Source organism: Variovorax durovernensis, assembly GCF_977011995.1.
The window spans coordinates 6,676,488-6,699,927 of sequence record NZ_CDRNCW010000001.1; the positions used below are offsets into that span (position 1 = coordinate 6,676,488).

At 67.8% G+C, this 23,440-nt stretch carries 21 protein-coding genes; 6 read left to right on the top strand and 15 right to left on the bottom strand.

Annotation, left to right across the window (positions count from 1 at the left end):
* Window positions 1-40: 40 nt before the first annotated feature.
* The 4 genes from ACWV14_RS31750 to ACWV14_RS31765 form a co-directional block, all read right to left on the bottom strand.
* The gene (locus ACWV14_RS31750; protein WP_454905900.1) at window positions 41-310 is read right to left on the bottom strand and encodes a hypothetical protein; all 270 of its coding nucleotides are present in this window, start codon (window positions 308-310) and stop codon (window positions 41-43) included.
* Window positions 307-933, bottom strand: a complete 627-nt coding sequence (locus ACWV14_RS31755; protein ID WP_454905902.1) for a hypothetical protein — start codon at window positions 931-933, stop codon at window positions 307-309. Before ACWV14_RS31755 ends, ACWV14_RS31750 begins: the two co-directional genes overlap by 4 nt.
* Window positions 930-1,505, bottom strand: coding sequence for a lysozyme (locus ACWV14_RS31760; RefSeq protein ID WP_454905904.1), 576 nt, complete (start codon window positions 1,503-1,505; stop codon window positions 930-932). The genes ACWV14_RS31755 and ACWV14_RS31760 overlap by 4 nt, the downstream gene beginning before the upstream one ends.
* A 78-nt stretch (window positions 1,506-1,583) precedes the next feature.
* Window positions 1,584-2,306: an XRE family transcriptional regulator gene (locus tag ACWV14_RS31765; RefSeq protein WP_422084311.1), complete on the bottom strand. Its 723-nt coding sequence runs from the start codon at window positions 2,304-2,306 to the stop codon at window positions 1,584-1,586.
* A 508-nt stretch (window positions 2,307-2,814) separates the two neighbouring features.
* Between ACWV14_RS31765 and ACWV14_RS31770 the strand changes: the two genes are divergently transcribed.
* The 6 genes from ACWV14_RS31770 to ACWV14_RS31795 are packed head-to-tail and all read left to right on the top strand — an operon-like array spanning window position 2,815 to window position 5,269.
* A complete protein-coding gene (locus ACWV14_RS31770; RefSeq protein WP_454905906.1) occupies window positions 2,815-3,213 on the top strand; it encodes a hypothetical protein in 399 nt (132 codons plus the stop codon).
* Window positions 3,210-3,449 carry a hypothetical protein gene (locus tag ACWV14_RS31775; protein ID WP_454905908.1) on the top strand — a complete coding sequence of 80 codons (240 nt, stop codon included), beginning with the start codon at window positions 3,210-3,212 and terminating at the stop codon, window positions 3,447-3,449. Before ACWV14_RS31770 ends, ACWV14_RS31775 begins: the two co-directional genes overlap by 4 nt.
* On the top strand, window positions 3,446-3,856 hold the full coding sequence (locus tag ACWV14_RS31780) for a hypothetical protein (protein WP_454905910.1): 411 nt from the start codon (window positions 3,446-3,448) through the stop codon (window positions 3,854-3,856). Before ACWV14_RS31775 ends, ACWV14_RS31780 begins: the two co-directional genes overlap by 4 nt.
* On the top strand, window positions 3,853-4,176 hold the full coding sequence (locus tag ACWV14_RS31785) for a hypothetical protein (RefSeq protein ID WP_454905912.1): 324 nt from the start codon (window positions 3,853-3,855) through the stop codon (window positions 4,174-4,176). Before ACWV14_RS31780 ends, ACWV14_RS31785 begins: the two co-directional genes overlap by 4 nt.
* Window positions 4,177-4,187: 11 nt before the next feature.
* Window positions 4,188-4,808 (top strand): DUF3164 family protein, encoded by a 621-nt coding sequence (locus ACWV14_RS31790; RefSeq protein ID WP_422084306.1) that lies wholly within the window; start codon window positions 4,188-4,190, stop codon window positions 4,806-4,808.
* Window positions 4,805-5,269, top strand: a complete 465-nt coding sequence (locus tag ACWV14_RS31795; RefSeq protein WP_454905914.1) for a Mor transcription activator family protein — start codon at window positions 4,805-4,807, stop codon at window positions 5,267-5,269. Before ACWV14_RS31790 ends, ACWV14_RS31795 begins: the two co-directional genes overlap by 4 nt.
* Before the next feature lie 67 nt (window positions 5,270-5,336).
* Here ACWV14_RS31795 and ACWV14_RS31800 read toward each other — a convergent pair whose 3' ends face one another.
* The 11 genes from ACWV14_RS31800 to ACWV14_RS31850 form a co-directional block, all read right to left on the bottom strand.
* Window positions 5,337-6,710, bottom strand: coding sequence for an esterase-like activity of phytase family protein (locus ACWV14_RS31800; RefSeq protein WP_454905916.1), 1,374 nt, complete (start codon window positions 6,708-6,710; stop codon window positions 5,337-5,339).
* Window positions 6,711-6,780: 70 nt separating this feature from the next.
* Window positions 6,781-9,042: a penicillin-binding protein 1C gene (pbpC, locus tag ACWV14_RS31805; protein WP_454905918.1), complete on the bottom strand. Its 2,262-nt coding sequence runs from the start codon at window positions 9,040-9,042 to the stop codon at window positions 6,781-6,783.
* A gap of 80 nt (window positions 9,043-9,122) precedes the next feature.
* Entirely contained in the window at window positions 9,123-15,134 is a 6,012-nt protein-coding gene (locus ACWV14_RS31810) for an alpha-2-macroglobulin family protein (RefSeq protein ID WP_454905920.1), read from the bottom strand.
* A gap of 127 nt (window positions 15,135-15,261) precedes the next feature.
* Complete coding sequence (locus ACWV14_RS31815) at window positions 15,262-15,738, bottom strand: DUF2269 family protein (protein WP_454905922.1); 477 nt, start codon at window positions 15,736-15,738, stop codon at window positions 15,262-15,264.
* The gene (locus tag ACWV14_RS31820) at window positions 15,735-16,112 is read right to left on the bottom strand and encodes a DoxX-like family protein (protein WP_422084300.1); all 378 of its coding nucleotides are present in this window, start codon (window positions 16,110-16,112) and stop codon (window positions 15,735-15,737) included. Before ACWV14_RS31820 ends, ACWV14_RS31815 begins: the two co-directional genes overlap by 4 nt.
* Window positions 16,109-17,224 (bottom strand): saccharopine dehydrogenase family protein, encoded by a 1,116-nt coding sequence (locus ACWV14_RS31825; RefSeq protein WP_454905924.1) that lies wholly within the window; start codon window positions 17,222-17,224, stop codon window positions 16,109-16,111. The genes ACWV14_RS31820 and ACWV14_RS31825 overlap by 4 nt, the downstream gene beginning before the upstream one ends.
* On the bottom strand, window positions 17,221-18,864 hold the full coding sequence (locus ACWV14_RS31830) for an FAD-dependent oxidoreductase (protein WP_454905926.1): 1,644 nt from the start codon (window positions 18,862-18,864) through the stop codon (window positions 17,221-17,223). The genes ACWV14_RS31825 and ACWV14_RS31830 overlap by 4 nt, the downstream gene beginning before the upstream one ends.
* A 7-nt stretch (window positions 18,865-18,871) precedes the next feature.
* A complete protein-coding gene (locus tag ACWV14_RS31835; RefSeq protein WP_454905928.1) occupies window positions 18,872-20,428 on the bottom strand; it encodes a polyamine aminopropyltransferase in 1,557 nt (518 codons plus the stop codon).
* Window positions 20,425-20,643, bottom strand: a complete 219-nt coding sequence (locus ACWV14_RS31840) for a DUF350 domain-containing protein (protein ID WP_019653703.1) — start codon at window positions 20,641-20,643, stop codon at window positions 20,425-20,427. The genes ACWV14_RS31835 and ACWV14_RS31840 overlap by 4 nt, the downstream gene beginning before the upstream one ends.
* A 57-nt stretch (window positions 20,644-20,700) precedes the next feature.
* Complete coding sequence (locus ACWV14_RS31845; RefSeq protein WP_454905930.1) at window positions 20,701-22,191, bottom strand: DUF4178 domain-containing protein; 1,491 nt, start codon at window positions 22,189-22,191, stop codon at window positions 20,701-20,703.
* A gap of 136 nt (window positions 22,192-22,327) precedes the next feature.
* Window positions 22,328-23,377, bottom strand: coding sequence for an SPFH domain-containing protein (locus ACWV14_RS31850; protein WP_237677869.1), 1,050 nt, complete (start codon window positions 23,375-23,377; stop codon window positions 22,328-22,330).
* Between the last annotated feature and the right edge of the window lie 63 nt (window positions 23,378-23,440).

Below are 23,440 nucleotides of genomic sequence, written 5' to 3' on the forward strand. Positions count from 1 at the left end.
CTGAGGCCGACATTCGCCGTCCCCGTGCATCCGTCGTCCATCAGTTGCCGCCAGGTCCGTTGCGGAACCACTGCTTGACCGCCTCCGCGAGCAGCGCCGTGCCGATGGCCATCGCGCCGCCCGACGCGGCGCCGAACACGGCGGCGCGTTGCTCGACCGTGCGCAGCCGGCCGTCGAGCGCGTCGAAGCGCGTGTCGAAGCCGTCCATGCGGCGGTTCTGCCGGTCCTGTCCGTCCTTCAGGGCCTGCACCAGGCCGTGGATCTGGCCGAGCAGCAACAGCTCCTGCGTGCGTGCGTGGGTTTCGCTCATGGGGCGGGTCTTTCTGTAAGGAACTCGATCAGCGCGCGGTACCGGAACCGGTCCGCCGCGCATGAGCGGGCATTGATGTCGTGGTTGGTCCAGGCGTCGTCGACGGTGAGGCCGGAATCAGCAGCACAGGCTTCGACGGAGGTGTCAGCAAGTCCGCAGGCGCCCGCGGGTACGTCGGTGCCCGCGAGGGCGCTGTTCCACATCCAGACAGCAGCAAGGCTGAGGCGATGAGGGCCATCGACACCGTCGCGCTGTGTGTCACCAGGCGGCGCGGCGTCGGCATGCGGTTCGGGCGCGGCGCAGGAAGGCTGCCGGGCGCGGCGATCAGGAACTGCAGGAGGAAGCACAAGGGAAACGCGCTGACGTAGTTCATGGGTCGGGCCTTCGAGAGAGAGGTAGCTGGCCTGCAGGGCGCTCGCGCCGAGCTGGTACTTCGCCGATGCGGCGCGGCCACGCTCGTACTCGGCCTGCAGGTCTTGCGCGAGCTGCGTGGCGCGCTGCGCTTCCTTCTGCTGCCAGGCCGCGCGCTCCTGCATGCGGCCGGCGCCGTGGATCGCGAAAGCGCAGGCGGCGAGCAGCAACGCCGCAACGAAGCCTGCCCAGGCCCTGGCCGTGAGGCTCATGGCGCGTCGCTCCCCATGCACTGCGCATGCAGCTTGAGGCGGTCTTTCCAGATGCCCGCGCAGGTCTTGTTGCCGGGCGCCGAGCAATCGGTCTTGCCCACGTACTTCCAGCCGAGGATGGCGTTGCATGCGCCCGCGTAGTCACCCGCGTTGAGGCGCTGCACGAGCACCGAGGTGCGGCCCTTCTGGCCGCCGGTGCAGAAGTTGAAGGCGCCGATGTTGTAGGCGAGGCTCACGTACGCGTCGTACTCGTACTGGTGCAGCGGCACCTTCACGCATTGCTTGAGCTCGCCTTCGTAGGCCTGCACGTCGCGCAACGCGCGCTGCAGCGCAGGCACGGGCGTGGTGGTGTCGCCCATGCGCACGCCGGCCGTGGTGCCGAAGCCGATGGTGGGCACGGCCGTGCCGTGCACCGGGTCGGGGTAGGCCTTGTCGCTGTAGCCCTCGCGCGCGACGATGCCGATCAGACCCGCCGCGCTCAGTGCGAGCGCGGCCAGCAGCTGGCGCGGCGCCTGGCCGCGCTGGCGCGTTTGCTGTCGCTGAAAGCGTGTTCGAGAGATGTCGTTGCCCATGACCCGAATGGTCGGGCGAAGGGGTCAAACGACTGAGGCCGACATGAGCCGGCCCCTTTGTTCATTTCTGCCGGCGCGTCAAATTTCGCCGCCGTGCCAGACGACGCGGCCGCTGATGTGCAGTTCCGCGGCCTGCTCGGCGCTCAGCACCTGCGGCTTGTACGCGGGGTTGTAGCTGATGATCTGCAGCCCGCCGGTGGAGAAGTCGCGCTGCAGCACCTTCACGTAGTCGTGTCCGTCGAGCTGGATGACGTACACGCCGTCCTGGTCGAGCGACTTGGTGGCGGTGTCGACCAGCAGGATGTCTCCGTTGTTGATCTTGTCGGCCATCGAATCGCCGCGCGCATGGACGATGCGCGCATGCACCGGCTTCACGCCCTTGCGCGCCATCCAAGAGCGACTGAACGCGAAGCGGCCCATGTGCTCCTGCGAACCGTTGATGGCGCCGCTGCCGGCGCTCACACGCACGTCGAGCAGTTCGACCAGCACGAAGACCTCGTCGTCCAGCCCGCTCGACAGCTGGCTGGGCGGGTTGGCCGGCTGAAACGGGTTGAGCTCCGACGGGTCGACCCCGAGCGCCAGCGCCATCACGTACAGCTGCTCGAGGCTGGCATCGCTCACGCCCCGCTCGATGCGGCCCACGGTATTGAAGTGCAGGCCGCTGCGCTGGGCGAGGTCGTCGATGGTGAGGCCCTTCTGCTTGCGCAGATCGCGAACCCGCGCGCCTTGCGCGAGAGCCAGCTCGCCGACGCGAGCCTTCACCTGGTCGTCGTCGGGTGGAGTGTTGATTTGCGGCTTCACGATAACTTTGATTTGTGCGAACGCGCACATCCTAGACACGTGCAGGTATTTTTTCAACCCATACGATGTCTGAAACCATGTAAATGTTGGTTTTCATGTTTCTCCTGATTGTGAAAACCTGATTTGTGTGCATAATCAGGTCCATCGACACAAAACAATATATTTTGATGCTTTGGCACCCTGCTCAGGTTAAAGCAGCGCTTCAAACGAGCGAAACCAACCTGTCCAAGTTGGCCAAAGAACACGGATGCGCGCATATCCAACGAGGTTCTGAACTGTCCGTGGGTTTTGGCCCGCGCTTCGGGGCTTCGCGCTGACGCGCAATCCGAAAGGGCTGGAGCGTCCCGGGCGGGACGCGAAGGCGGTTGTTTGAAGAGTGCCCGACGAAGGTTGCAGCCTTCATCGGGCGTGCCAGTGAACTGAGCAGTGCCACGAGCGAGGAGGAATGTACTGTGAGAAAGCGCTTTGTCAAAACCGAAGGCCGCACCCGCCAGACAGGAGGCGCGTGATGGAAGACACCACCCCCGAATGGTTCGTCGCCAAGGCGCTGATGGCGCTGGCGGACCGCCGCGCCGAAGCGGCGCAGGGCGAGACCGGCGCTCCCGCCGCCGCGACCGACGCGCAGGTCCGTGACGCGGACCCGTTCGCCACCCGCCTGTGGAACCTGCTGCGCATCCGCCGCGCGCTCACGGCCGACGAAGCCGCGGCCCTGCTGCTGACCGACGCGCAGGCCGACGAAGACATCGCGCTGGGCCGCCGCCAGGCGGGTGCGCTCATGCTTTCATGGTCGCGGCAATGCCCGCAGGCCGTGCGCATGGACGCCCGGCGCGTCGATGGCCTGAAGCGCTACGCCCTGTTGCGCGACATCGGCGCCACGCCGCCGGCGCCGCGCGGGGAGGCCCGATGACCGGAACGCCGCCCCCTTACATGCACGAGGCGTGGTTCGCCTTGCTGCGGCAAGCCTGCGACGGACGTCCGCGCTCCGAAGTGGCCGCGCAGCTGCACATCAGCCCAGCGGCGGTGAGCCAGGTGCTCAACGCCAGCGGCAAATACGGCGCCGGCAAGGCGCGCACCGACCGCATCGCCCGCCGCGTGCTCGACACCTTCGGCGACCCCACGACGAACGAGGAGACCGCAGCATGAGCACGACCACACCCGACAACGAACAGGCAGCCGACGTGCGGCGCGCCATCGCCACGCATCTCGAAGCGCACGAGGCGGCCTCCGCGCAGGAACTCGAACGCATGCTGGCCGCGCGCGTCGAGGGCTACCGGCCCGAGGCCGGCGGCACCTCGCTGCGGCAACAACTGGCGCAGATGGCCCATCGCGGTCACGTGCACAGCGTGACGGTCGGCGGCCGGCCCTGCTGGAAGCGCGGCCCCGGCCCGCTGGCCGGGCGCATCGCGATGGCGCGCCGGGTGCTGCGGCTCGACACCAGCGTGTACGAGCCCGCCGCCGTCACGGTCGTGCGGCCCGGCGCGATGGACTTCGCCCGCATCCCCAGCCTGCTGCTCGGCCAGCGCTCCCTTTACTGGGGCACTTCGCGATGAGCGCCGCCACGGCTTCCATCAACGCCGCGCAGGTGCTCGCCGAACTGCGGACCCGACCGGGCCGCGACAACGGCATCCACGTGCGCGAGTTCGTCTCGGCGCTGCGGCTGCAGGGCGAGCAGATCTGCGGCAAGCCCGACACCGGCTACTTCATGGCCGCCAGCGCCGCCGAGCTCGACGAAACCTGCCGCTACCTGCGCAGCCGCGCCGTCTCCGGGCTGCTGATCGAGAGCCGCATGCGCCGCGTCTCCATGCCGGCACTGCTCGGGCAGCTCTCGCTTTCCGACAAGAACAACGCCACCGACACCGTCAACTCCTGAGAGGACACACCATGCAAGAAGCCATCGCACACCACCCCGGTTACTGGAAAGACGCCAACGACGCGCTGATCCCGGTGTCGAAGATCAAGCCGATCGACAAGGACCGCCATGCCGTCGTCAGCGAACTCTGCGAGCAGGCGCGCCGCCAGAGCGCGGCGTTGATCGGGTTCAAGCTCTCGGCCATGAACGCGGTGCACGAGTTCATCGAGCGCAGCCTGGCGGCCTACGACGTGAAGAAGGGCGGCAAGAAAGGCAACGTCACGCTGCTGAGCTTCGACGGCAAGCACAAGGTCGAGCGCCGCATGCAGGACACCGTGGTCTTCGACGAGCGCCTGCAGGCGGCCAAGGCGCTGATCGACGAATGCATCCAGGGCTGGAGCAAGGGCAGCAACGCCAACATCAAGGTGCTGGTGAACGACGCCTTCCAGGTCGACCAGCAGGGCAAGATCAGCACCGCCCGCGTGCTCGGCCTGCGCCGCCACGACATCGCCGACGAGAAATGGCAGCAGGCCATGAAGGCGATCGGCGACAGCATGAAGGTCGCGAGCACCAAGCCGTACATCCGCTTCTACGAGCGCGACGACACCACGGGCGAGTACACGCCCATCAACCTGGACGTGGCCGCCGTATGAACACGCATGAACTCATCGGCATGACGCCGTTTTCATCATCGTCATCACCACCGCCGGCACGAAGCGGCGGCGGCCTGCGGCAAGCCGCCACCGCGCTGGCCAGCGAACTGCTGCCTCCGCGGCTGCGGGAGTTCGTGCGGCTGATCGGGCTGCCCGCCACGCTGCGGCTGATCGAGCGCTACGGCGGCTTGCGGATCTACATTCCGGCCGACCCGGCGCCGGACCATCCGCTCGCTCACCTGATCGGCTTCGACAAGCTGCGCGCGCTGAGCGCGGAATACGCCATCGACGGCACCGGCCTGCGCTTCGTGCTGCCGAAGGCGCAGCGCGCTTTCGATGCGATCCGCAACGAGCGCATCCGCACGGACTTCAGCACCGGCAAGTCGGTGCGCGCGCTGGCGGCGGAGCACCACCTGGTCGAGCGGCAGGTGGCGCGCATCGTCGCCGACATCGCGTTCTGAAGCTCAAGAAAAAAGCCGGGCCCTCACGAGCCCGGCTTTCCTGTGCGCTTGGGCGCGTGGCTCTTGCTTACTTGGCCTGCAGCAGCGCGCCGGCTTCGAGCAGCACCAGTTCGTTGTCGTCGGCCTTGTTCGGCTCGCGGCTGCTGGAGAAGGGCAGGTTGTTGTCGTTGCCGACCACGATGTGCGTGGCATCGACCACGTCGACGTTCTCGATCGTGAAGAACGGGAACTTCAGCACGCCGTCGTTCAGCGGCTTGCGTGCGAGCTTGTTCGGATCGGCAATGTTCAGCAGGTCGATGTAGCCGATCTTGCGCACCGGGCCGCCCACGTTGGCGTCGTTCAGCTCGACCTTGTAGACGCGCTTGAACTTCGCGATGTCATGGAAGCAGTCGGTTCGCTTCTGGCCTTCGGGGCAGGCCTTGTCGCTGGTGCCTTCGCCGTTGTCGCGCTCGATGATGAGGCCCATGGCACTCGTGCCATCTCCTGCCTTGCCGTCGATCATGTTGAAGTCGCCGATGGCGTTGCCGTTGGCTTCGAGCACGTACTTCCAGTGACGGCCGGTCCACTTCTCGGTGGCCACGTCGAACTCCAGCACGCGCAGCGCTTCCTTGCCTTCGACCTTCTCGTAGTCCTTGGCCTCGGCGTTCCACACCGGGCCTTCGAGCAGCGCGTAGAGCTTGCTGCCGTCCTTGGACGAGGCCATGCCTTCGAAGCCCTTGGAGCGCTTGATCTGGAATTCGACCGCGCCACCCGGTGCGCCCGGCGTGGTCACGGCCGGATGGTCGGGCGAGCGCACGGCCTTGCCATCGACCAGCGTGTCGTACACCGCCAGCACCTTGCCTTTCAGGTCGGCCTTGATCAGGAAGGGGCCGAACTCCTCGCCGATCCACAGCGCGCCGCCGGCAAACTGGAAGCTCTCGGGGTCGAAGTCGGAGCCCGTCAGGTAGCGCTGCCTGGTGCCTTCCTGGACGATGCGGAAGGGCACCTTCTTGTCGGGGTCGTGCAGGAAGATGGTGTCCAGGCGATTGAACTTGCCGCTCTTGAAGTCCACCTTGTAGTGGTTCAGGTAGAGCATGAAGTCGGGCGAATTGGCCTTGGTGCCGGCGCCGTTGTCGGTGAGGATCCAGAAGGTGCCGTCGTCCATCTTCTTGATGCCCGAGTGGCCTTGCAGCGGCTGGCCCTTGAAGGGCAGCGACACGCCGGTGGGCCGACCGGCCGACAGGCCTTCGACGCTGCCCACGGCCTCGACGCGCTTGGCCGTCGTGAACTTGCCGCTGACCTGCAGGTCGGCCGGCGCGTCCTTGGGCGTTGCAACGAAGCTCTGCGCTGGCAGCACGGCGTGGCCGGAGAGCGTGGCGGGGAAGGCGGTCTGTGCAGCCGCGGCGCCGCATGCGAGTGCAGCGGCGAGGGCAACGAAGGACAGGGAGGCAAGACGTGTCATGAGCAGGAAAGCGTTCAAGTCGAAAACGCGTGACCATGCCGAGGGGGCGTGACGCCGCCATGACATCCCTTCAAGGTGCGATGTCGACCGTCACTTCGCGCGACTCGGCGCGCCCCTGGTCATCGACTGCGCGCAGCACATACCGCCGGCCCGACGCCGCGAGGTCGGGCATCCACGTGATGCCTTCGCCGGGCGCGGCACGGCCGATGAGCGCGTCGTCGGCAAACCAGTAGATCGCCTGCGTGCCCGCGGCGGCTTCGGCGCGCAGCACCAGCGGTTCGGGCTTCTTCGCGCGCAGCGTGTGGCGCACACCGCGCAGAGGCGAGGTGATGAGCGGCGCGCTCTCCGGTGCGTCGCCGTCTTTCTCGCAGCCATCGGCCGGTGCGCTCGCGCGCGGCAGGCCGGCCTGGCGGAACAGGCGGCGCATGTCGCTGCCCCATTGCTCCACCACCTGCTGGCGCGCATTCGGCTGCGGGCCGCAGACCACCTTGCCGGTCGTCTCGTCGACCCATACCGCTCGGTGCAGGTTGCTGACCTGGATCGGCGACTTGCCGGCGATGAACCACGTCATGGCCCGCACCGGGCACAGCGCATCGGGCAGGCCGCCCGTCGCGGCACAGACTTCGACCTGCCTCAGATCCGGCGGCTGGCGCGACGCGACCTCGCCGGGGTCGAGCCGCTCGGCGCGCAGCGCATCGACCATGCGCAGGAACAGCGGCGCGGCCGCATCGACGCCCACCAGCGCGGGGTTGCTGGTGCCATCGAAGTTGCCCACCCACACCACCAGCACGTGCCGGCCGAACACGCCGGCCGTCCACGCGTCGCGAAAGCCCCAGGACGTGCCCGTCTTCCATGCGATGGCAGGGCGCGCGGGCAGCGTGGTGTCGGGGCGCGGCGTGTGGCGCAGCATGTCGAGCGTGATGAAGGAAGCCTCCTCGCTCAGCAGGCGCAGCGGCTGCACGGGCCGCTCGTCGGGCGCGGGCTGCGTGTAGCGAATGGGCTGCGATATGCCGCCATTGGCCAGCGTCGCGTACATGCCCGCCAGCTCCTCGGGCGTGACCTCGCCACCGCCCAGCACCAGCGCAAGGCCGTAGTGCGATTCGCTCTGCAGCTTCTGCACGCCAGCGAGCCGCATGAAGTCGTAGAGCCCCGGCTTCGAGAGCTTCGCGGCCACGGCGACCGCGGGCACGTTGCGGCTGCGGATCAGCGCCTCCTGCGCCGGCAGCGGGCCGGCGAAGCGGTGGTCGAAGTTCTCGGGCGTGTAGGGGCCGAAGGAAGTCGGCGCGTCCTTCAGCATCGTCTTCGGATGCAGCAGCCCCTGGTCGAGCGCCAGCGCATAGATGAAGGGCTTGAGCGTGGAGCCCGGCGAGCGCTTGGCCAGCACGCCGTTGACCTGCCCCGAGATGGCGTTGTTGCGAAAGTCGGCCGAGCCGATCATCGCGCGCACCTGCATGGTCGAGGCGTCGAGCAGCAACGCGCTCGCATTCGTCATGCCTACGTCGGCATGCGTGCGCAGGTACTGACCCATCACTCGTTCGAGCGTGGCCTGCATGCGCAGGTCGATGGTGGTGCGCACCTCCTGCACGCCGCGCTCCTGCGCGAGCAGCATGTCGGTGGCGTGCGGCGCAAGAAAAGGCAGGCTGCCGCGCGACTGCGCCGACAGCGCGAGCTGCGCATCGGGCGCGTGCTGCTTGGCGGCCGGATCGCGCTCGGCCCACAGCGCCCACAGGCGTTCGCGCGCCGATTGCAGCTCGGCATTGCGCCCGCGCTCGGCAATGCGCTTGACGGGGTTCTGCGGAATCACTGCGAGCGTCAGCGCCTCGGGCAGGCTCAGCTTGGCGGCGTCCTTGCGAAAGTAGATGAGGCTTGCGGCCTGCACGCCTTCGATGTTGCCGCCGTAGGGTGCGGTGTTGAGATACGCCTCCAGGATGTCGTGCTTGCTGAAGCGAGCCTCCAGCCACAGCGCCGCGAAGATCTGCGCGACCTTGCCGGTGGGCGTGCGGCTGTCGATGCCGTAGACGCGGCGCGCGAGCTGCATCGTGAGCGTCGAGCCGCCCTGCCTGCGCTCGCCGCTGGCAATGCGCCAGGCACTGCGCGCCAGCGCGGCGGGGTTGACGCCGGGGTGCGCGTAGAAGCGCCGGTCTTCGTACAGCAGCACCGCGTCGACCAGCGTGGGCGAGATGCGATCGAGCGGCACCCAGAGACGGTACTGCTCATCGCCCGCGAGCGTGAGGCGCAGCAGCTCGCCGCCCTGCGCATACACAGCGCGGGAGCTGCCGACGGTTTCGCTCAACGCCGCGTGCGGCCACAGGCGCAGCAGCGCGAGCAACACGGCGACGGCAGCGAAGGCGATGACAGTCTTCCTCCCTCTCCTGCAAGCGGGAGAGGGGACAAGACCCGGGCGCGTCATGATCAATTCCCCACCACCTGGAAGCGCGCACCGGCCGAGCGCGAGAACACGCGCCGGTCGTACATCGCCTCGCCATACGCCGCCGGCACCACATAGTCGCCCACGTTGGTGGCGCGTGCCTTGTAGGTCACTTCGAGCAGGTCCTTGTTGACGCTGCCGTAGAACACGACGCGGTCTTCGCGGATGTCGGCGTACTGCACCTTCCACGAGCCGCCGCCGCCCAGGCGCTTCTTCCAGATGGGCGCGTCGGCGTTGGCATCGTCGTCATCGCCCACGGCTTGCAGCACCGGCTCCAGTCCACCGGGCAGCACGTCGACCAGCGCCACGTCGTTGAGCTGCGCGCGCTCCAGGCTGCGCACGCGCACCCGTACCGTGACCTCTTCACCGAGCTTGGCCTTGGTGACCGGGTTGCCCTTGGCATCGAGCACTTCGTGGAAGATTTCGAGGCCCTTGTTCACCGCCGTGGCGGGCACGTTGCGCTCGAAGCCCTGTTCGGCCCAGCTGTAGTACAGGTTGAAGTCGCTGTCGTTCGACAGCTTCAGCCTGGCCGTGCCGGCCGGCACCGCTGCGCGCGTGATGGGGTTGACCGCGCCCAGCGCGAGCGCGGCGGCCTGGCCTTGTGCGTTGACGGCGCTCGCAGTGAGCTTGCCTTCGACGTTCTGCCCCACGGCCTCGAAGTACGAATCGACCGCGAGCAGCATCGAAGCCGACGACAGGCTGTTGTACCAGCCGTCGCGCACCATCGCCGCCATGCCTTCCCACACCGCGGGCTTCAGCGTCTTCAGGCGCGACGGGAAGTGGCGGCCCACCAGGTGCAGCGTCATGCTGTCGTGCACCAGCGGGTCGTAGTAGGCGCCCCAGACGTTGCGGCGCTGTTTCTTCTCTGTGCGCGCGAGCAGGTCGGCCCACACCGGGTTGAGCAGCTCGTTGGCCACCTGATCCTGCTTCACGAGTTGGTAGCTCGCGGCAAGGTACACGGCGCCGAGGTCGTCGCTCCAGCCCTGCGTCTGCTTGCTGCGCCATGCTTCGCGAAGGTTGGCCAGCGCGGCCGGCGCGATGATGCCCTGGCGCGTCAGCAGGTAGGCCGCCTGCGTGCGCTGGCGCCAGCCGTCGAGCGAAGCGTCGCCGCTGCCGAGCCAGCCCTGCAGGTAGGCGTTGGCCTTCTGCAGCAGGTCTTGCGGCACGGGCAGCTTGTGGTCCTTGGCCTCGACCAGCAGGTGCACCGCGTACAGCGTGGCGAAGGCATCGGTGCCGGCGCCGGGCCACAGCGAGAAGCCGCCATCGGCCGTCTGCCGTGCGCGCAGCTGCACGAGGTAGCGCTCGAAGGTCTTGCGCGCCTCGGGCATCGGGCCTTGCTCGGCGGTGCGGCCGCGCGCCATCTCCTTCACCAGCTCGGGGCGACCCGCGAGCAGCACGGCAGGGAAGGTCTGGCTCGTGATCTGCTCGGTGCAGCCGTGCGGGTACGCCTCCAGATACTGCATGAGCCCGGTCGCGAAGGCCCACGGCGCGGCGGACACGGCCACGTCGCTCTGGCGGAAGTTCGGGTACAGGTCAGCCTGGCTCGACAGCTCGCCCGCGCGCTGGAAGCTGCCGGCCTGCACCAGCGTGACGAAGGGCGACGCGGGCCGCACGCTCACTTCGGTCGACAGGCGCGCGCTGAAGGTCTTGTGCGTCGAGGTGAACACCAGTGCGGAAGAACCCAGCACCGCCTGCTCGCCCGGCTTGGCGCGCACATTGAACTTGGTGCTGGCTTCGCCGCGCTCGTTGACCTTGAGCGTCTGCGTGGCGTCGCCCACCACTTCGAGCCCGCCGGAGGCGGTGAGCGTGAGCGCTATGGGCGCTTCCTTGCCCGAGCCCACGATGTTGTTGGCCAGGCCCACGCCCACTTCGACCGTATCGCCGGGCGCCATCGCGAGCGGCGCGTTCGGCAATATCACCATGTCGCCGCGCACCACGGTGCGGGTGGACTTGGCAGCGGTGGTCTCGTCGTTCACGGCAACGGCCATCACGCGCAGGCTGCCGTTGAAGCTCTCGGGCACGGTGTAGCTGAACTCGCGGCTGCCGTTCACGTCCACCAGCCCCGACCAGTAGGCCACCGGCTTGTCGCGCTTGCGCTTGAACGGGTTCAGGTGCTTGCCGAGTTCGCCCTCGCCGTCGCCGCCGGGTGCGGCGCCCTGCATGAGCTTCTTGAACTCCGGCAGGATCAGGTCGAGCGTCTGCAGCGTGCCGACTTCAAGTGCGCGCTTCTGGAAGAAGTGCTTCAGCGGGTCGGGCGTCTTGTAGCGCGCCACCTGCAGGATGCCTTCGTCCACCGCGAACACCACGGCGCGCGTGGGCTTGTCGCTGGTGAGCTTCATCTTCACGGTCTGCCCCGGCTTCACCAGTTCGCTGCTGGTGAGCTGCAGGTTGGCGGTGCGCTTGGTCAGCGCTGTGGCGAAGGGCACGACGCCGTAAGACAGCGGACTCATGTAGACCTCGTCCGAAGCCGGATCGCGCACGAAGTGCACGTTGATGTAGCCTGTGCCCTCGAAGTCCTTGGGCAGAACGATCTTCTGCACCGAGGCGGTCTTGTCGGTCTTGAACCATGCGTGGGCGTAGACCTTGTCGCGCTCGATGGTGATGAGGCCCGCACCCACGTACGGCGCGCGGATGCTCACCGCGATCTCCTGGCCCGGCTCGTAGTCCTTGCGGTCGAGCGTGAGCTGCAGCTCGGCGTTGCGGTCGAGCGAGCGCGATACGTTGGCATTGCCCGCCACGCTGTACTCCACGCGGTTGAGCTCCAGCCCCTGCGCATTGCGCACCACATAGGCGAAGTTGCCGGGCGCGCCGGTGTCCAGCGCCACGTTGTTGCCGGCCGCGGCGATGGCGAAGGGCTTCTCGTCGAGCACGACTTCCTTGCGGCGCGACTCGTAGCGGTACAGGCCGTTGTCCTGCTTGATGAGCACCGACAGCACCTTGCGCTCCACGCGCTCGATCTTCAGGTCGGCCACGGCCGTCTTCTTCGCCTGCGGGTCGATGGCGATCACGGTGGCAGTGCGCGCGGCGCCCTTGCTCACGTAGCCGACGTCGCCGTCGACCTTCACGCCGACGAGGTAGGGCATGTCGCTCACCAGCGTCTGCGCCTCGGCCGACACGCTGCGCCCGCCCTCGGGCTCGAAAGCCTTGGCGAGCACGTGCACCTGGTAGGTGGCGGCGTCGAAGCGCGACAGGCGCAGGTCGAATTCGGCCTTGCCGTCGGCGCTGGTCTGCACGCTGCCCAGGTCGTCGACCTGTTTGTCGGCGGCGCGCTGCGGATCGAAGAAGGCGTAGTCGGTGAAGGCGCGGAACACCGGGAAGCCGGGGCTCAGCGTGAGCGTGCCTTCGACCTTGCGATCGGGCGCGGGCGTGCCGAAGAGGTTCTGCACGTCGATGAGCGCCTTCAGGTCCTTGGGCCTGACCCAGCCTTCGGCGATTTCGCTGCTGAGCTTGGCCGTGACCTTGGTGCGGTCCGGCAGGAACTCCTGCACCTTAACGGTGGTGCTGCCGATCAGCAGGCCTTCGACCTCGGGCGTGCCGGGCGACGATTCGCGCGGCAGGTAGAGGTTGACGGTGTAGTTGCCGGTGGGCGATGTGTCTTGCGTGGTGTGGGCGATTTCCGCAGCGCCGCCGGGGCCGAGCTTGAGCTTTTCGCGGCGCACGCTGAGGCCGCGCGCATCGATGATCTCGGCTTCTAGCGGCAGGTCGCGCAGCGAGGTGCCCCAGTTGCCGGCCTTGACCATCATCGCGATGTGCATGGTGTCGCCGGGGCGGTAGATGCCGCGGTCGCTGAAGACGTAGGCCGTCATCTGGTTCGGCACGCCGGCCGCGCGCAGGCCGCCGACGTCGAAGCGAGAGATATCCAGCGTGCGGTCGTTGCGGTTGAAGGGCAGGAAGCTCAGGTCGCCGTCCTTGCGCACGACCAGCACCACGGGCGCTTTCTCGCGCTGGTAGCCGGCGAGGTTGGGCAGCTTGGCGGCACCCGTCGCATCCGTGGCCTGCGACGCCACGATCATGCCGTTGCGGCCCCACACCTCGACCAGCGCTCCGGCCACGGGCTGGCCGTTGGCAATGCTCTGCACGAACACGTCGCGCGTGCCGTCGAGCGACTTCTTGGCGACGATGCCAAGGTCGGTGACGAGCACGAGGCGCCGGTCGAGCTGCTGCTCGGGGCTGCCGCCTTCGGTGTTGCCGTCTTGGTCAGAGGACTGTTCTTCTTGCTGCTGTTCGTCTTCGGGCTGGGCCTGCTGCTCGTCGCCCTCGGGCTTCTTCTTCGCCTTGGGGTCGTAGCCCTGCACCTTGAGCAGGAACACGCCGCGGCGGTCGGCCACGTCGTTGCGCAGGTACTCGGCGAAGTCGACGGTTTCGTAGTGCGCCTTGCCGGCGGGAATGCTGAGCGGAATCTCCTTCTGGAAGCGGTCGACGAGGTTGTCCGACTGCAGGCCGCCGTTGAACTGCGGATGCGCGAAGTCGCCGTTGGTCTGCGTCACCAGGTGCTGCAGCTGCTGCGGCAGCAGGCGACCGATTTCAAGGCGGATGCCGGGCAGGTCGCGCACGAGGATCGGCAGCTTGCGCTCGCCCGAAAGTGCGAGCAGCGAGCCCTGGCTCATGATGGTGAGCTCGGGCGCGAAGGTCTTGAGCAGGCGCACGTCTTGCCGCGCGGCGCCGAGCTGGTAGCCGCCGGGGGTCTTCAGACCCTTGACCACGCGTACCAGCAGGTAGCGGCCGCCCTCGGCCTGCGGCATGCGGAAGCTGACCATCTCGGTCACTTCGCGCTCGCTGGCAATGGGCTGCAGGTTGATCTTCTTCGCGCGACGCAGCACGGCGTCGGTGACCTTCGACGGATCGGCGGACCAGTCGAATTTCTCGTCGGAATCGCCCTTGGCTTCTTCTGTCGCGGGCAGCAGCCAGGCTTGCACCACGCGCGCCATTTCGCGCTCGTGCACTGGCATGGAGGCAGTGACGTGCATCACGTGCTCGGGCTCACCGTTCTCGCCGGTGACGATGGTGGGTTCGATGCTGGCGATGCTCAGGCTGAAGAGGCCGGGAATGTCGACCGCGCGGGACATGTCGGCACGCAGCGCCGGGCCGCCCTTCTGCGCGACGGTGCCGGAGGTGAGGCTGAGGATCGCCGGGCGAGTCTTCTCGGGAATCGGCAGCGGCTCTGATTGCAGGGTGGCGTTGAGGCGCAGCTTGTCATAGCTGACCGTGAACTTCTCGCTCGCGCACTTGCCCACGCTGAAGAACGAGGAGCTGCAGGGCTGGTCGTAGGTCAGCACCAGGCGCTTCTCGAACTCGGCCGTGTTCACGGGGTGCGAGAAGTGCACCTGAAAGAGCGCGCGGCGCACGTTGGCCTGCACCGGGTCTTGATAGAACTCGGCGGCGTTGATCTGCGCGTTGAATTCGGGCGAGGTGAACTCGTACTTGCGCAGGGCCATCTCGATGTGCGGTGCGAGTGCGCTGTCGGCGATCTGCACCTTGTACGGCTGGCCGATGGGCCAGTCTTGCGCGGGCAGGAATTCAAGCCGGTTCTGCTTGGTCCACGTCCAGCGGCCGGCAATGGCGGGCTCGATGGTGACACCGGTGGCCTCCTGGCCGATGCGCGAAATTGGCGCCACTGAGGCCGAGAAATCAATGACGAAGGGGTTCGGCCCCCTGTCGAGCTCGATCTGCGTGCGTTGCGGCGGCTCGGTCTTTGCGGTGGCGACGACGGGTTCGACGCGATCGGGCGTGAGGCCGTGCCACCACTTGATCACGTGGGGGCTGGCCATCCAGCCGGCCAGCACGAGCAGCAGGAGCAACACCAGCCAGGCCAGCCGCTGCTGCAGCCACTGCAGCCCGAAGAGCAGGAAGGCGCCCACGATGCGCAGCCAGCCCGGTGGTCGCCAGGAACCGATGAGCCCACGGGCCACCGGGCGCAAGAACCCGAGCACGCGGCCCAGCCCGGTGAAGAGCACGTCGCTGAACGACGCGAGTTTTCGATTTGCGACTTGCAGCATGGACGCTCCCACTGTGTTTTTGTTGGCGTCCGCGAGTTTGCGGACCATCTGTGAAGCAATGGCGCTGTGTGTGAAGTCTTCGTGAAAACCGCACAGGGCCGCGCCGGGGCCGTTTCAGTGGCTCATCTCAGATCGAAAGCTGCGGCTTGTTCACCATCAGATAGAACACCACCACCATCGCCACGAAGGCCGGATAGCCCAGCAGCTCCCAATAGCGCTGGTAGCGCGCATACAGCTGAGGCAGCGGTGTCGCCGCGCGATGCGCCTGCGCCGCAATGGCGGCCATGCGGATCTGCAGCCACACCACCGGCAGCCAGCAGAGCCCCGCGAACACGAACAGCCCCAGCGACAGCGCGAGCCAGGGCGTAGACAACGGCCAGCCCGCCATGTGCGCGAGCGCGAAGCCGGTGGCCGGCTGGAGGATGACGGTGGGCGTGGTGAACCACCAGTCGGCACGCACCACCAGCCGGCTCACCACCGCCTGCGCGGGCACGCTGCCGCTGCGGTTGGCGAAGAACATGTAGAACGCCGACCCCAGCCCGGTGCCGACCATCAGCACGCTGGAGACGATGTGCAGCCACTTGAGGACGAGGTAGGTATTCATGGCGTCGCGCGTCGGTATAAATGCCAGAGCAGGGCGGCGATGGGCAGGTTCTTGAGCAACGGGCCGAGCGGGTGCAGCCACAGGCTCGGCTGAAGCACGGTCGCCACGAGAGTCATGGCGAGCATCAAGGCAAGGGCGGCTGCGTAGCTGGCGCGGCCGGGCCGCAACCAGAGCGCAAGGCCAACGAGGAGGTCCGCCGCAGCGCCGCCGGCGATCAGTAGCTGCACCAGCCACGGCGGCGAAGTGATGCCCGCAGCGGCCAGCACTTCGCGGCTCTGGCCGTTCAGCTCGACGATGCTGGCGACGGCCGTGAACAGCCACACGGCGACGAGGCTCGCGCGCAGCAGGCGATCGTCGTCTTCGGCGCGCGTCATGGGGCTTCGTCGATGAGGTCCGTCACCATGCCCCAGCGCGCGAACTCGGCGTCGAATTCCGCAAGCGCGAGCAGGCCCGTGCAGGCGTGCGCGCCGGCGGGCAATGCCTCGCCACGCGCCAGGCGCCGGGCCAGCAGGACGGCCGCCATGCAGGGAATCTCCGGGCCGTGGTTGTCATCGGCGGCAATGTGCCAGGCGCGGCGCGCGGTGCGGCCCGATGCGTCGGTGCCTTCGACGCGCACCACCATGCCGCCCAGCGCAGTGCCGAGCGCATCGAACACGCGGCCCGCCGAATGCAGCAGCGGTGCCAGCTTTTGCGGCGCGGCCAGCACACCCAAGCGGCGCAGGAAGGCCAGGAAGGCGAAGGCCTGCTGCGCCAGCCCGACTTCGAGCGCTGCGCGGAACATGACCGACTGCACGCCGGCATAGCGCGCAGGAAAGAGTTCGAGATCGGGGATGTCGCACAGCGCGCCGCGGCGCGGCTTCATGCGCGCGAACGCGACCTTCGCCGGGTTCGCCCAGCCGGGCTGCTCGGTCCAGTGCCCTTGCTGCCAGACGCGGATCGGCTCGCCGCAGTAGGCGAGCACGCCGGCCAGCGTGGCTTCGCCGCGCGGAGCGCCTTGCGCGGGCGCGATGCAGATGTCGATGCCGTGGATGCCTTGCCAGCCCGCCGCCAGATGGTCGACCACGGCGGATGACAGCGCAGGCACCGTGCTGGCGCCGCTGATGCCCGTGCGGCCGGCATTGCGGAACGCGGTGTCGAGCGCGCCGGGAAAGTCGCACACGAAGCGGCGGCCGTCGGCCAGGTCGATGTAGTGCGCGCCTGCTGCAGCAACAGCCAGCGGCACACGGTAGTCCTGGTTCTGGAACGGGCCGGCGGTGTGGATCACCAGCGCCACGCCAAGTTGGCGCAGCGTGTCCGCAAAGTCCGGCGCCTGCACGTCGATGCGAACCCCGCGTTCGCCACCGCCACCCAGCGATTCGGCGAACGCCGTGGCGCGCCGCGCATCGCGCCCGGCCACCAGCAGCTCGATGCCGGCGTCGGCGGCCAGCGCCCGGCAGATGCGCGCGCCGAAGTTGCCGTAGCCGCCGAGCACCAGCGTCTTCATCATGCGGATGCCGCGCTCGTGCCCGCGACATGGCCGCGCGTGAACGCCTCTTCGAAGATGGAGTAGCCCGACCAGTCCGCATGCGCGAACGACAACCGCCCCGCAACGACACTGCCGCGATGCGCCGCATCCGGTGCGCTGCGCTGCGACCCGATCTGCGCCAGCAGGCCCGGCCCGGGGATCGACATGGCATGCCCGTAGCGCGTGATCTCGATGCGCGTGGCAAGCGCGGGCAGGTCTGGATGCGGCACCGACAGCTCCGCGAGCAGGTCGTCGCGCCAGCCGGTCCACGGCCGGTCGAGCAGCAGGCGGCGGCCGTCGGTGGTGTCGTAGCTGCTAGGGCCCAGCGGGCGATACCAGCTGAGCACGGTGCCGCGCGGCGTCGGGTCGAGCGCCTGGTGGCGCGCATCGACATAGCCGAGGCCGCGCGTGCCGTAAATCACGTTGTCCCAGCTCGGCGCGGCGCCGGGCCTGTCGGCCAACGGGCCGCGCAGGTGCAGGTTGGCCACCAGCCACGGCGCGTAGCGCACATGCGCGGCGGCGTTGGCCAGCACGGGCGGCGGGTTCTCGACCACGCGTGCGGCGATGAACACCGGCAGCGCGACGATGCAGCGCTCGGCCTGCCAGCGCACGAGCGACCTCGTCTTCGCGTCCCATGCATCGACCTCGACGCCGCCGCGCAGCTCGGCGATGCGAGTGACGACCTGGCCGGTGTGCAGCCGGTCGCCGAGCGGCTTGGCCAGTTGCCGCGTGAGCCAGCCGTTGCCTTCGGGCCAGGTGAGGATGCCGTCGCGCTCGGGGCTCGAATCGTTGACGCTGCCGCTCGGGTCGCCGGGCGCGTGAAAGCCGTGGCGGCTCGCGAAATAGTGGATGCCGGCCCAGGCCGAAACATGCGCGATGCCGGCGCCGTAGTCGTCGCGGCAGCAGTAGTCGAGGTACCAGCGCAGTTGCGCGTCGCTGAAGCCCTCGCTGTCGAGCCAGCTGGAGAAGGGGATGGCGTCGAGCGCCAGCAGCTCGGGCGTGATGGCGACCTTGAGCGTGGGAATGGCGAAATGCGCCGCGTGCTGCAGTGTGTCGATGCGCTGCGCGAACTTGCGGTACTGCGCCAGCGTGCTCTCGCCGACGCCGTGCACGGGCAGCAGGCCGTCCTGCCATTCGCCGTGCAGGAACAGCCGCTCCTGCGGAGCGTGGCAGAGGTTGAGCTCGTCGTACTCCCAGCGGCCCGCCACGCGGCGGCGCAGGCCGAGTTCCTCGAGCAGGTCCTGCACCTCGCGCGCATCGTCCCCCGGCACCGGCAGGTAGTGCGCGCCGAGCGGGCAGGCGATGCCGTTGACCATGCCGCCGCGCGCATTGCCGCCGGCGGTGTCCTCGAGCTCGAGCAGCGCGAAGTCTTCTACGCCCGCGAGCCGCAGCGCGCGCGCCGCCGCGAGCCCCGCCACGCCGCCGCCGGCAATCAATACGCGCGTGCGCTTCACGACAGCGGGCGCTGCACTCTTGAGCGCGCCGTCGCGCATCGCATGCCCGCGCGCGACGTCGATGCCGGTGAAGCCGCCTTCGATGGGCGGTGGCGGCGCCTCGCAGCCGGCGAGCGCCAGGACGCCCGCCGCACCCGCCGCCACGCCGAGGAATTCGCGCCGCTGCATGGCGTGGCTAATGCGCCATGACCTTGCCCCACTCCTGCTCATAGGTGGTGACGAGGATCTGGTTCGACAGCCGGTTCACTTCGGTCGGCACGCGCGCCATGTCGAGCGGAAAGTCGAACATCAGCGGCAAGGTGGAAGGCGACAGGAAGCGCAGGCCGGCAGGCAAGGCATCGGGCATGCGATACGGCCGGCGGCTCGCGATGATGTAGCCCCACTCGCCGAAGCTCGGCACGTGCGCGTGGTACGGCGTGGCGCGCAGGCCGACCGACTCGATGGTGGTCGCCACGGTCCAGTAGCTCTTGCGCGCCACCAGTGGCGAGGTGGTCTGGATCACCGCATAGCCGCTGGCCGACAGGCGCTTTTCGAGCAGCGCGTAGAAGCTGTTGGTGTAGAGCTTGCCGATCGCGAAGTTGGTCGGATCGGGAAAGTCGACCACGATCACGTCGTACATGTCGCCCGGCTGCTGCAGCCACTGGAAGGCGTCGGTGTTGACGATCTTCACCTTGGGCGACGAGAGCGAATGGCCGTTGAGCGCGGCCAGCGTCTCGTGCTCGGTGAAGAGCCTGGTCATGTTCGGGTCCAGCTCCACCAGCGTGACCGACTCGACCGAGGGGTACTTGAGGATCTCGCGCACCGCCATGCCGTCGCCGCCGCCGAGTACCGCGACCTTCTTCGGCGCGCCCTGCGCGGCCATCACCGGATGCACGAGCGCCTCGTGGTAGCGGTACTCGTCGCGCTCGGCGAACTGCAGGTTGCCGTTCAGGAACAGGCGGTGCCCGAGCAGTCCGCGCGTGACGACGATGCGCTGGTACGGCGAGGTCGCGCTGAACACGATGCGGTCCTGGTAGAACTTGTCTTCGGCCAGCGTGGTGATGTGGTCGGCCCACACGAAGGCGGCCAGCAGCACGGCCAGCGACAGGAAGCAGGCGAGCGCATGCGCGCCGATGCGGCGCAGCTCATGGCGAAACAGCCACAGCGCCCACACCGCCACCGCCGCGTTCATGAAGCCGAACAGCAGGCCGGTGCGGATCATGCCGAGCTGCGGCACGAGGATGAGCGGGAACGCCACCGACACCGCCAGCGCGCCGAGGTAGTCGAAGGTGAGCACCTGCGACACCAGGTTCTTGAGCACGATGTTGCGCTTCAGGATACGCATCACCAGCGGAATCTCGAGGCCCACCAGCGTGCCGACCACCATCACCAGGCCGTAGAGCAGCAGGCGGAAGGCGCCCGGCACGTAGGCGTTGGCCAGGAACAGGATCGCCGGCAGCGCGCCGCCGATCAGCGCAACCATCAGCTCGATGCGCAGGAAGTGCGCCGGCAGCTGGCGATCGAAATAGCGCGAGAGCCAGGAGCCCACGCCCATCGCGAACAGGTAGGTGCCGATGATGGTGCTGAACTGCAGCACCGAGTCGCCGAGCAGGTAGGAGCTCAGCGCGGCCGCGCTCAGTTCGTAGACCAGCCCGCAGGCGGCGACCACGAACACGCTGGCGAGCAGCGCGACTTCGACGGGTTGCGGCCCCCGCGCATCCGGGGTGCGCGCGGGCGAGGCCGCGTCGCTCAATGGATTGCAGCAGCCACGATGATGCTGATGCCCAGACTCATTGCCGCCACGACGAGGCCCAGCGCCACGTTCTGCTTCTCGACGATCTCGCCCCACAGGTCATAGGGCGTGATCTTGTCGATGATCAGGAAGCAGAGCCAGAAGATCACGACGCCGATCAGCGCGTACACGAGCGATCCGAGGACCACGCCCGGTTTCAGCCATTCAAATCCCATGGGGACCTCCAGTCGTAGTAATGAGATACATCGGGTGCGTCATGCGCATCTTCCTCGTCATTTGTGGCCGCCGCCACTCGAGTAGCCGCCATAGGAGCCGCCCGAGCTGCGGTAGCCGCTCGAAGAGCCGCCACTGCTGCTGCAGGTGCTCAGGATGATCAGCAGGATGATGATCACGACGATGATGAGGATGATCGTGCCGCAGCCCAGCTTCGACGCTGCCGCGCTCACGGGCAGCGCGTCGGCGCGCTTGAACATGTCCTTCTTGGCGTCGAGCTTGAAGGCGGTGGCCACCACGCCGCTGTCGAGCTTGATGCCCGACGACCACGTGAGCTCGTTGGCCGAGCGCTCCATCGACAGCAGCGCGGGGCCGCTGGCGAAGTCGCGGTTGAAGGTCTTCTGCCCGCGCTCGACCTGCCAATAGAACTCGCCCGCCACATAGGTGGTCTCGGCGTTGTAGGCGTACTGCTGCTGGTAGCGCTTGTTGAGGTACGTGGCGGTGTTGCCGCTCTCGGCCATCACCGGGGCGCCGGTGGTCGGCTTGACCATGCTCCAGCCGTCTTCAGCGTCGACCAGGAAGCTGAAGCCGCGCTTCTTGTTGTAGAGCAGGTACTCGTCCCAGCCGAACTGCTCGTCGTCGCCGGGCTCGGTGCCCATGCGGTGCTGGAAGCCGACCACCTGCCACTGCGCACCCTGCAGCTGGCCCATGCTGCCAAGCGCGATGAGCGGGCGCACGGGCTCGTCCTGCGTCGCATGCTTGAGCTCGCCGCCGATGCCCTGCGTCAGGTCGATGATGCTGTTGCACGAACGGCAGGTGATGCTCTTGCTGTCCGCCAGGTTGACAGTGACGGGCGAGCCGCAATTGGGGCAATTGAAGCTTCGGCCCGTCTCGTTCTTGGCGGATTCCTCGCGCAGGCCGGTGAGCTGCAGGTCCTCGAGCTGCACCGAGCGGCCCAGGTACGCGGTGGGCGTGGCGGTGCCGTAGTCGATGCTGAGCACCAGCCCCTTGTCGTTGCGCAGCTCGACCATCGCGAAGGAGCGGCCGAGTTCGGGCAGGTGCGGCAACTCGCCCTGCGCGGAAGTCAGCGCCACCTGCTCGTTCGAGGTAACGGTGTAGCTCTGGCCGGCGAAGGCGGTGGTCGCGCCCACGCGCAGCTCGTTCCAGGGCGGCGCGGCGCGCTGCAGGTCGAAGGGCAGCGCGAAGACGTAGGCGCCGTTGTCCTCGCTGAGCACACCGGTGCGGTCGCCGTCGAGCGCTGCGATCCATTCGGTCCAGCGCCCGCCCGGGTAGGTGTATTGCAGCCGGCCGATCAGCGTGAAGGGCTTGTCCTGGATGCGGCCGGCGGCAAACAGCTGCAGCGGGCTGAAGTCATCGAACAGCTCGGCCATCTTGCCGGTGCGCGCGAGGGTGTCGCCCTGGCGCACGACGGTGCTCTGGCAATACGGACAGACCGCGTGCGTCGATTGCGCCGAGCGGAACTCGACCGGCGCGCCGCAGCCGGGGCAGGGCGCGCGGTAGTAGCGTTGGTTGCCGGTTTCCTCAGCCATGGCGGCTCAGGAAATCGATGGCTGCAACCACGGATGCAGCTACGGGAAACACCACGGAACCGGCTTTGCCGGGCCGCAGGTGTTGCCCCCTGCAAGGGGGAAGGAGTAGCGACACGAAATGCGCGAAGCCTGGGGGTTAGACCAGCTTCTTGAGCAGTTCGGCCTTCTTGGCGTCGAACTCTTCCTGCGTGAGGATGCCCTTGGTCTTGAGTTCGCCGAGCTTCTCGAGCGTGGTCATCACGTCGGTGGGACTCACCACGGCCACGGCAGGCTGCTGCTGCGTCGCCGCGGCCTGGGCGGCCGCGTTCGGGCTCAGGCCCTGCGCGAGGTTCTGCGCCAGCACCTGGCCGAGCGCCACGCCGGCGCCCAGGCCCATCGCGTCGCCCGCGATGCCGCCGCCGCCAGCCGCGCCTTCGGCGAACTTGGGAATGGCCTGCGCCGTCTGGTACTGCATGAACTTGCCCATGTCGTTGCCGACCATGCCCATGCCGATCTTCTGGTCGAGGATCTTCTGGAGCTCTTCGGGCAGCGAGACGTTCTGGACCGTGATGTTCTCGAGCTTGATGCCGATCTTCTCGAACTCGGGCACCAGCTGCGCTGCGAGCGCCTGCGCAAACTGGATCTGGTTGGCCGCGAGATCGAGGAAAGGCACCCCGCTGGAGGCGATGGCGTTGCTGATGTTCTGCAGCACCAGGCCGCGCAGCTGGCCGTCGAGGTCGGCCACGCTGTAGATGTCGCGCGTGCCGGAGATTTCGGTGTGGAACAGCTTGGCGTCGCCGATGCGGAAGCTGTAGTTGCCGAAGGCCCGCAGGCGCACGGCGCCGAAGTCCTTGTCGCGGATAGTGATCGGCTGGGGCGTGCCCCACTTCTGGTCGACCTGCTGGCGGGTGCTGAAGAAGTAGACGTCGCTCTTGAAGGGGGATTCGAAGAGCTTGTCCCAGTTCTTCAGGTACGTGAGCACGGGCAGCGTCTGCGTCGTGAGCTTGTACATGCCGGGCCCGAACACGTCGGCCACCTTGCCTTCGTTGACGAAAACCGCGACCTGGGATTCGCGAACGGTGAGCGAGCCACCGTTCTGGATTTCCATGTCCGCCATCGGGAAACGCCAGGCCAGCGTGCCGTCGCCGGTCTCGGTCCACTGGATGATGTCGATGAACTGTTTCTTGATGAAATCCATCAGGGCCATGGTCGCTCCTCTTCAGGTGTTTTCAGGTTTTCGTCCGAACTGTGCATATTGCCACACCGACTT

Bases quoted from the DNA above. Each gene is read 5' to 3' on its own strand.
- ACWV14_RS31815 (WP_454905922.1), bottom strand. From the start codon at position 15,738: ATGAATACCTACCTCGTCCTCAAGTGGCTGCACATCGTCTCCAGCGTG.
- ACWV14_RS31840 (WP_019653703.1), bottom strand. From the start codon at position 20,643: ATGGGATTTGAATGGCTGAAACCGGGCGTGGTCCTCGGATCGCTCGTG.
- ACWV14_RS31785 (WP_454905912.1), top strand. From the start codon at position 3,853: ATGAGCGCCGCCACGGCTTCCATCAACGCCGCGCAGGTGCTCGCCGAA.
- ACWV14_RS31800 (WP_454905916.1), bottom strand. From the start codon at position 6,710: ATGACACGTCTTGCCTCCCTGTCCTTCGTTGCCCTCGCCGCTGCACTC.
- ACWV14_RS31825 (WP_454905924.1), bottom strand. From the start codon at position 17,224: ATGATGAAGACGCTGGTGCTCGGCGGCTACGGCAACTTCGGCGCGCGC.
- ACWV14_RS31850 (WP_237677869.1), bottom strand. From the start codon at position 23,377: ATGGCCCTGATGGATTTCATCAAGAAACAGTTCATCGACATCATCCAG.
- ACWV14_RS31760 (WP_454905904.1), bottom strand. From the start codon at position 1,505: ATGGGCAACGACATCTCTCGAACACGCTTTCAGCGACAGCAAACGCGC.
- ACWV14_RS31780 (WP_454905910.1), top strand. From the start codon at position 3,446: ATGAGCACGACCACACCCGACAACGAACAGGCAGCCGACGTGCGGCGC.
- ACWV14_RS31795 (WP_454905914.1), top strand. From the start codon at position 4,805: ATGAACACGCATGAACTCATCGGCATGACGCCGTTTTCATCATCGTCA.
- ACWV14_RS31810 (WP_454905920.1), bottom strand. From the start codon at position 15,134: ATGCTGCAAGTCGCAAATCGAAAACTCGCGTCGTTCAGCGACGTGCTC.
- ACWV14_RS31775 (WP_454905908.1), top strand. From the start codon at position 3,210: ATGACCGGAACGCCGCCCCCTTACATGCACGAGGCGTGGTTCGCCTTG.
- ACWV14_RS31770 (WP_454905906.1), top strand. From the start codon at position 2,815: ATGGAAGACACCACCCCCGAATGGTTCGTCGCCAAGGCGCTGATGGCG.
- ACWV14_RS31750 (WP_454905900.1), bottom strand. From the start codon at position 310: ATGAGCGAAACCCACGCACGCACGCAGGAGCTGTTGCTGCTCGGCCAG.
- ACWV14_RS31845 (WP_454905930.1), bottom strand. From the start codon at position 22,191: ATGGCTGAGGAAACCGGCAACCAACGCTACTACCGCGCGCCCTGCCCC.
- ACWV14_RS31820 (WP_422084300.1), bottom strand. From the start codon at position 16,112: ATGACGCGCGCCGAAGACGACGATCGCCTGCTGCGCGCGAGCCTCGTC.
- ACWV14_RS31790 (WP_422084306.1), top strand. From the start codon at position 4,188: ATGCAAGAAGCCATCGCACACCACCCCGGTTACTGGAAAGACGCCAAC.
- ACWV14_RS31830 (WP_454905926.1), bottom strand. From the start codon at position 18,864: ATGCAGCGGCGCGAATTCCTCGGCGTGGCGGCGGGTGCGGCGGGCGTC.
- ACWV14_RS31755 (WP_454905902.1), bottom strand. From the start codon at position 933: ATGAGCCTCACGGCCAGGGCCTGGGCAGGCTTCGTTGCGGCGTTGCTG.